Here is a 6,788-nt window from a genome sequence, read left to right on the forward strand (position 1 = left end):
CAACACTTCAGAACATACCAACAGTACCAATAATATAAATTATGTTAAATCGCACATGACGACTCGGCAGGTTGTTGTGACAAAAAAGCCGCCCACGGAGGCGGCTTTTACCGGTGGAAGCGCTGAAGATCAGCTTTCCCACTTTCCCACTCGTCGCCGTCCAAGGTGGTGAGTGCGTCGTCCTTAGCCTCGTCTTCTGTAGCGAACCCCTGCTTCAATGCACCAACAGGAACGCCCTTGTCGACCAGACTCCATTGCCAAGTCGTGCCGTTCATTGACACTTCGACCGTCGCAAACCACGGAATCGAAAAGCCGGGGCGCGTCGCTTGGGGCTCGCGACCAAGCAAGGTGTGATAGGCCATCTCTAACTATGCTCCTACGGTGCCGGCCGGTGCGGGGCGCGTGGTGCGCCTAGTTGTCACTGTGGGGGCAATCGGCATGCGGGTACTTCACTGGCCAGCCCGCCGGAGATCGGTAGTCAGCGGCAGGCGCAGGCAGGGTCGTTGCCGTCAGCCCGCTCGCCCTTCCCTGTCAAACGATCTTGATCGTCCCTCGCTCCACCAGGCTGTTGAAATAAGCCTCCGTGAAGCCAGCGTTTGATCTCGTGAAGTCGGAGATATAGAAGCCGACATCTTTGCGCAGGCGGTTGCGGAGCTTCTTCTGTTCATCACGATCTGCCCTGCGAACCTTATGGGGGGCGTGCCGGGATAAGCCCGGAAATGACACATAATCCTAAAAGTAATAAAGAACGCAATCTTTATGCGTTCAGCTGCGCGGCATCAGCCGCTTCAGCGGCTCGATCCGGCGCAGCCAGCCTCGCAGCATCGAGACTATTTCCAGCACTTCGGCCATGGTGTCGGTCGCCAATTCCGGCAAGCTTTCCTCGCCAGTCGCCACCGTCATTCCGGCTCCGTTGATGACCGTATGGGCCATTCCGCCCGGATGGTCACTTCAAACTCCCCCACTTGTGGTCGGCTAAATTCCCCCAGGCAGGACGAGCTGATTATGAGTCGGCTTTCTCTGATACAGCAAGCCTGGTGGCCGCTTCCTTGAGGCGATAGCTTTTGCCTTCGAACTCAAGGAGTTTGGAGCGGTGCATCAGACGGTCGAGGATGGTGGTGGCCATGGTGTTGTCGCCGAGGTATCGCCCCCAGTCCTGCACGACGCGGTTGGACGTGACGATGATGCTGCGACGCAATTTGTAGCGTTGGTGGACCAGCGTCTGCAGCAGTTCGGCGGCGGCATCCGGGATGCGTTTTGCCAGGAACAAGTCGTCGAGCACAACCAGTTCCGGTTCGAGCAGCATCTTGAGCAAGCGGTCCTGATCGGCGCGCGTGTCTACGGCGTAACCAGCGAACACCGTGTCCGATTCGACGTAACGCACCTTTATGCCCTGCAGGGTGGCGTTGTAGGCGATGGCCTTGGCGATGTGGCTCTTGCCGGTGCCGGGCTTGCCAATGAGGGGTATGCGTATTTCGCGGTTGATGACCCCTGCGCGACACTGAGCCAAACATCGCATTTCGCGGTTGATTCTTGAGTTCGACCACAGTACCATAAAGCGTATTCTGTGGTTGATTGCTGTCTTGGCCTTGGGCTGCTTCGTTTGATCGCGCCGCGCACGGAGTCAAGATTTCCGCAATGTGACCGATGAAACGATGTTGGCACTCACGTGCTTCACACCGGCCGGTAGCCGGAAGGTCATAGAAATGAAGAAGAAAATCGTTGTCGCACTGTTCGTAAGCATCTTGTCGGTTGCCGCACATGCGGAAAGCTGGCACGTGGTTGTAACGGCCAGCTACTTGAACAGCAAGAATCTGCTCGTCAAAGACGCTCCCGTTCTGGACGCTACAGTCGATGAGTCGAAGTGCTTTACGGGCGAGACGCGCACGACGCAGATGATCCACGGCCCGGTCAAGTCAACGAAGCAAATTTGCGTGCACCGTGACGGAGAGCGCGCCATCTTTGATGGTTTTGTCTTCCCTCAACAACCGATCGAGGACCTGCCTTTCCCCGGCGATCGAGGAGCCAAGGATCGGGGGGAATTGAGCTACGGTGTTCCGGTCTCGGCGTCGCTGATCGGACGTTACTTGCAGATGAGCTTCGGGCACTACACCCTGACAGCCACACGGAAGTAACAACTCGGAAAAACCTGTGTAGAGGACCACAAGATGAATACGCCTAAGAAATCGGTCTATCGCGCGACATCGATCGTCGCGGTGTTTGCAGTTGTCGTTACGCTGGGTGCGCTTGCAAAGTCGCAGTACGTTCAGAGCGACGGCATGTTCCGTGATTCGAGCATCGAAGCAATGCTGCCGGCGCAGACGGTAGATGAACTGACTAGCGCGCGCCCGCTGCACACGAAACGCGAGTATGTGCCCGAGGGCTCGATGGCGTATACCGTAAACGGTGAGCAGCCAGCGGTCATCTTCACGAATCTGGGGGTCCGGTGTAAGGCAAGCGAGCAGATCTGTGGTTCGTCGAGTGGGCCGAAAAGCGATCCAAATCCGCAGCGAGTTGCGGGCGCGTTCGGTTTCGAGGTCGTCGGTGGTCGCCTTGTTTCCTACAGTTCGGGAGACGTGCGGAAGCATCCTGACGCGTATCGAGCCGACGTAATGGAAGTCGCTCAACAGCAGATCGCGTACTGGCGAAACGCCGAGCGAGTCGCTGGCGCGAAAGACTCGCTGTAAAAGACGTCGGTGCCACGGGAAAACGGAGGTGTAAATGGATCAAATGACGCTGGTTGTGGGTGCGGGTCTGTCAGTCGTCATCGCCTTGTATGTAGGCGTGCGCGTCGGAATGAAAGTGGGTCGGCGTGATGGAGCGCAGGAAGGCGCAGCAAGGATGCTTGGCGTGTTTGCGGCTGCCTCTGAACGTCGCTGACCAAGGAAAACAAGATGAGGTACAGGACACAACTGCTACTGGTGTGCGCCATGGCAGCGACGCTGGGAGTGGGCTGCCTGGTTGTTGGGTGGCAACGCGACATGCCGCTGTTGTCGGCGCTGTCGTTGGCCACACTGTGGCCGTTTTGCGGGGCAGTGCGGGAGATCATCCGCGACATCAAGGCGACAGCCTGAGACCTCAAAGGAAACAAACATGACGAATTCCAAAACTTTCTTGCCGAAATCCATCGACCTTCCAGGCGGCGTCGTCGCCAGGATTGAGTTGGTTCCCATGCCGAAACCGGATGCCGCAGGACGCTACCCGTTGAATCCGCCTGGCACGGATATTCAGGTCAGCCTTTTCCGTAATGACCAGCTCATCGAGCGGCGGCGATGGGACACTTTGATCTGTGGCAGCGATGCGGTGACTTTGGCCGATGGCTCGACGCTGGATGCGGATGACCTCTACGAGCTGGACTCGGCAGGCTGGGAAGAATTGGGCAACTTCGGCATGATCCCGACAGCCTGGGCCGGATAACCGAACGGAAAACGCCGCCTGCGATGGCGGTAAGGACGACGGCAGCATGCTGAAGAAGATGCTCATCGATTTCTTGTGGCCATTTCACCAGATCGGCATGAGGGACGTGCGCGATTTGCCAGAGAACCTGCAAGAGTCGGCACGGATGCGCAACCGCTGGCAACTGATACACGTGCGCCCGTTCATTTGGCGTTGGGCAACTCTGGTGGTCGTCTTTGCGGCGTTGCTCGACTATGTTGGATCAGCACCGGGATCTGTGGTGACGGCTGTTTTGGCACTGTTGCTCTTGACGGGATTCATGTGCAGCGTCGCTATGATAGGGCTGCTTGTCTGGTTGTATACGAGATCGAAGCGGCCCTGGTGATTCCAAGCCGCTCGGATAGGAAAATGCCTCCTCCTACCGACAGTATCATCCCGTTCCCGGCCGCCTCGAAGAAGAACATGCCCGCGAACATCCTGAACCTGCCGACCTACGCCGTGCTGGCGGTCGAGCAGAACGACCACGACTATCACCTGAGCGTCGAGGTCAAGCAACCGCCCACGCACTGCCCTCACTGCAATTCCGATCACCTGGTAGGATTCGGCCGCCGCGAGCAGCTCGTCAAGGACCTGCCGATGCACGGCAAGCGCGTCGGCATGTATGTCAGCACGCGGCGCATGCAGTGCCGTGCGTGCAGCAAGACCTTCAGCGAGGCGCTGCCGGACGTAGACGAGAAGCGCGCCATGACCAAGCGCCTGGTGGACTGGATCGGCCGCCAGGCGGTCAAGCGCACGTTCCTGAGCATCGCGGATGAGGTTGGCGTGGTGGAGGGGACGGTACGCGCGATCTTCCGGGACTATGTGAGCGATCTGGAGCACCACATCCGGTTCGAGACGCCCAGGTGGATGGGCATCGACGAGATCCACCTGATTCGCCCGCGCGGCGTCATCACGAACATCGCCAACAACACGATCGTCGAGCTGCTGCCGAATCGGAACAAGGACACGGTCGTTAGGTATTTCTACAACCTGGAAGGTCGCGATCGCGTCCAGTACGTGGCGATGGACATGTGGCGGCCGTACCGTGACGCCGTGCACGCCGTGCTGCCTGACGCGACGATCATCGTGGACAAGTTCCACGTCGTGCGGATGGCCAACGACGCGGTGGAGTCCGCACGCAAGGCGACGCGCGAGAATCTGACGGCGAAGCAACGGCGCGCGCTGATGCACGACCGGTTCGTGTTGCTCAAGCGCGAGCGCGACCTGACCGATCAGGAGCGCTTGCTGATGGAAGGCTGGACCCTGAACTACCCGCTGCTCGGCGAGGCGTACAGGCTCAAGGAGGCCTTCTACGGGATCTACGACAGCGCAACGCCCGATGAGGCATACAACGTCTTCAGCGACTGGCGGACATCGATCCCGCACGGCCTGCACGGGCACTTCGAGCCGCTGACCAAGGCGTTCCAGAACTGGATGCCCGAGATATTGAACTACTTCGAGCATCCAATCACCAACGCCTACACGGAAAGCCTGAACAACCTTCTACGCGTGATGAATCGGCTGGGCCGGGGGTACAGCTTCGAGGCGCTACGCGCGAAGATCCTCTTCGCGGAAGGGGCCTTCAAGCGGACCAACAGCCGGCCCAAGTTCGAGCGGCGCGCGAAGCAGCGCCTCAAGGAAGAGATGATGGGCTACGGCATCCCCGACGAGGCGATGGAGATGGCCGACCTGCAAATCATTGAGAAACCCGTCAAGGCCCCGCGCGAGAGGGCCGGATCAACACAAGAGCCGAAGATCTACGGCGTGGACATATCAACACTGGCGCGGTTGATCGAAGAAGGCGAAGTTTGAGCCATTTCAACCGCGAAATACGCATACCCCCAATGAGCAGCGCATTGTCGGCGTCGGCTACGAACTTCAAGGTATGCAGCTCGAAGCAGGCTTGGCGCGGCAGCTTCGGGTTGAAGGCCCAATCGAACTCGGCCAAGGTGCGGCGCTCCTCCAGGCCGGACTGCTGGTAGCGCCGCTCGAGTAGCCGGGAGCGGCGACGATCCAGTTCGTCCTGCAGGATCATGGAGAAGGTTTCGAGGAAGGGTTGCTGGCTGGCCTGGGCCTGCAGCACGCGGGTCTCAAGTGTGGCGCCGATGCCTGACAGGCGCAGTTCGCGCAAGGCGCGGTCGATTTCTGCGAGACTCATGGTCATGGGTGATCTCCTTGGTTTTCGGCGTTTTGTTTGGCGCCGAGCGTGAACAGGTCGGCATAGTCGTCGCCGTCCCGGATCAGGGGGTGTTCCTGGGTCAGGGGCAGTTCGCCCTGGATCGGCGTATCGAGAGCGGCCAGCGCCTGCTCAAGCAGGCGCTCCGTCAAGGCTTTGACCCGGCGATAGCTGGGCACGCCTTCTCGCAAGGCGGTTTCGCACGCCTCTTCGATCAGCCGGCGTGGATACCGCCGAACCAGACCGACGATGCCCCACAGCTTGCGCTGACCTACACGGCCTTCGGTGTCGAACAGGAGTTGGCACAGGCGCTCGGCAGATGGCCCAATAGCTTTGGCCTGCGCCAGGATGCGACGTGTCTCGCGTGAGGGATTAAACAGGCGTTCGTCCTGCGGCAGCACCACCGTGCCGGGCCTGTCCGCCAGATCATGGCTGCGCAGCAAGACTTGGGTTTTCAGGTCCCGGATCTCCAGACGATGCGCGTATTTGCGCACCAGCACCCGGCTGCCGATGGCCGCCGGCCGGGCGGCATAGCTGCTGTGGTCGACTCGAACACAGGTGTCGTCGTAGACGGTGTAGACGCGGTCGGTGAAGTACTCGAAGTTCCTTGCCGGTAGCGCCCTCAGGTGAGGACGCTCTTCTTCGAACATCGCCTGAACCTGGCGCCGTGTGCTGCCATGGACCCGCTTGGAGGCCCATTTCTCTTCCCATTGCTCAAGGAAGGCATTCTGCGCCTCGATCGACTCGAAGCGCCGCCCTTTCAGAGCAGTAGCCTGCGTATGCTGGATCGCATTCTCGACTGTGCCCTTGCGGTCAGGGTCGCGTACCCGTGCCGGATCGGCTACCACCCCATAATGGGCCAGCATGGCCGCATACACCGGGTTGAGCTCGGGTTCATACAGGTCAGGCTTGAGGACACCCTCCTTTAAATTGTCCAGGACCACGTATTGGGTGGAGCCACCGAAGTAGCGCCAGGCTTGCTCGTGCAGTTCCGCCCAGACTTGCTGGCTCGATTTCCATACCACGCGCCGGAAGCTATGCCGGGAATGGCGCAGCGTCATGACGAACAACCGCGGCTTACGGTAGCGGTCTGTGCCAGGCACCCGGGTCGGTGCCCCCTCGCCATAGTCAACCTGCGCCTCCTCGCCCGCAAGGAATTCCAGTCGGTCGAATTGCT

11 protein-coding genes and 1 pseudogene are annotated in these 6,788 nt (G+C 59.8%); 7 read left to right on the top strand and 5 right to left on the bottom strand.

Annotated features, from left to right (window positions below; all coding sequences use genetic code 11):
- Nucleotides 1–107: 107 nt before the first annotated feature.
- From D769_RS00005 to D769_RS00010, 3 genes are all read right to left on the bottom strand, one after another.
- Nucleotides 108–362: a hypothetical protein gene (locus D769_RS00005; protein ID WP_008640683.1), complete on the bottom strand. Its 255-nt coding sequence runs from the start codon at nucleotides 360–362 to the stop codon at nucleotides 108–110.
- Nucleotides 363–765: 403 nt separating this feature from the next.
- Nucleotides 766–933, bottom strand: a complete 168-nt coding sequence (locus D769_RS32150) for a hypothetical protein (RefSeq protein WP_008640684.1) — start codon at nucleotides 931–933, stop codon at nucleotides 766–768.
- 70 nt (nucleotides 934–1,003) lie between these two features.
- Nucleotides 1,004–1,519, bottom strand: coding sequence for an ATP-binding protein (locus tag D769_RS00010; RefSeq protein ID WP_241227826.1), 516 nt, complete (start codon nucleotides 1,517–1,519; stop codon nucleotides 1,004–1,006).
- Between the two features lie 187 nt (nucleotides 1,520–1,706).
- Between D769_RS00010 and D769_RS00015 the strand changes: the two genes are divergently transcribed.
- The 7 genes from D769_RS00015 to D769_RS00040 are packed head-to-tail and all read left to right on the top strand — an operon-like array spanning nucleotide 1,707 to nucleotide 5,247.
- On the top strand, nucleotides 1,707–2,135 hold the full coding sequence (locus D769_RS00015; RefSeq protein WP_152414891.1) for a hypothetical protein: 429 nt from the start codon (nucleotides 1,707–1,709) through the stop codon (nucleotides 2,133–2,135).
- A gap of 33 nt (nucleotides 2,136–2,168) precedes the next feature.
- On the top strand, nucleotides 2,169–2,687 hold the full coding sequence (locus D769_RS00020; RefSeq protein ID WP_008640687.1) for a hypothetical protein: 519 nt from the start codon (nucleotides 2,169–2,171) through the stop codon (nucleotides 2,685–2,687).
- A 34-nt stretch (nucleotides 2,688–2,721) separates the two neighbouring features.
- Nucleotides 2,722–2,880, top strand: a complete 159-nt coding sequence (locus D769_RS32155) for a hypothetical protein (RefSeq protein ID WP_193750019.1) — start codon at nucleotides 2,722–2,724, stop codon at nucleotides 2,878–2,880.
- A 14-nt stretch (nucleotides 2,881–2,894) separates the two neighbouring features.
- Nucleotides 2,895–3,074: a hypothetical protein gene (locus D769_RS00025; protein WP_040010794.1), complete on the top strand. Its 180-nt coding sequence runs from the start codon at nucleotides 2,895–2,897 to the stop codon at nucleotides 3,072–3,074.
- A 19-nt stretch (nucleotides 3,075–3,093) separates the two neighbouring features.
- Entirely contained in the window at nucleotides 3,094–3,417 is a 324-nt protein-coding gene (locus D769_RS00030) for a hypothetical protein (protein ID WP_008640688.1), read from the top strand.
- Nucleotides 3,418–3,463: 46 nt separating this feature from the next.
- Nucleotides 3,464–3,781, top strand: a complete 318-nt coding sequence (locus D769_RS00035; protein ID WP_008640689.1) for a hypothetical protein — start codon at nucleotides 3,464–3,466, stop codon at nucleotides 3,779–3,781.
- A gap of 23 nt (nucleotides 3,782–3,804) precedes the next feature.
- Nucleotides 3,805–5,247, top strand: a complete 1,443-nt coding sequence (locus D769_RS00040; protein ID WP_008640690.1) for an ISL3 family transposase — start codon at nucleotides 3,805–3,807, stop codon at nucleotides 5,245–5,247.
- A 28-nt stretch (nucleotides 5,248–5,275) separates the two neighbouring features.
- On the opposite strand, the pseudogene D769_RS30790 reads toward D769_RS00040, so the two are convergent.
- A pseudogene (locus tag D769_RS30790) lies at nucleotides 5,276–5,599 on the bottom strand (ATP-binding protein); the annotation flags it as partial.
- Nucleotides 5,596–6,788, bottom strand: a 1,193-nt coding sequence (gene istA, locus D769_RS00045; protein ID WP_008640692.1) for an IS21 family transposase, incomplete at its 5' end; no start/stop codon positions are given. The gene istA and the pseudogene D769_RS30790, both read right to left, overlap by 4 nt.

It is taken from the genome of Cupriavidus sp. HMR-1 (assembly GCF_000319775.1).
GTDB classification, from domain to species: Bacteria; Pseudomonadota; Gammaproteobacteria; order Burkholderiales; family Burkholderiaceae; genus Cupriavidus; species Cupriavidus metallidurans.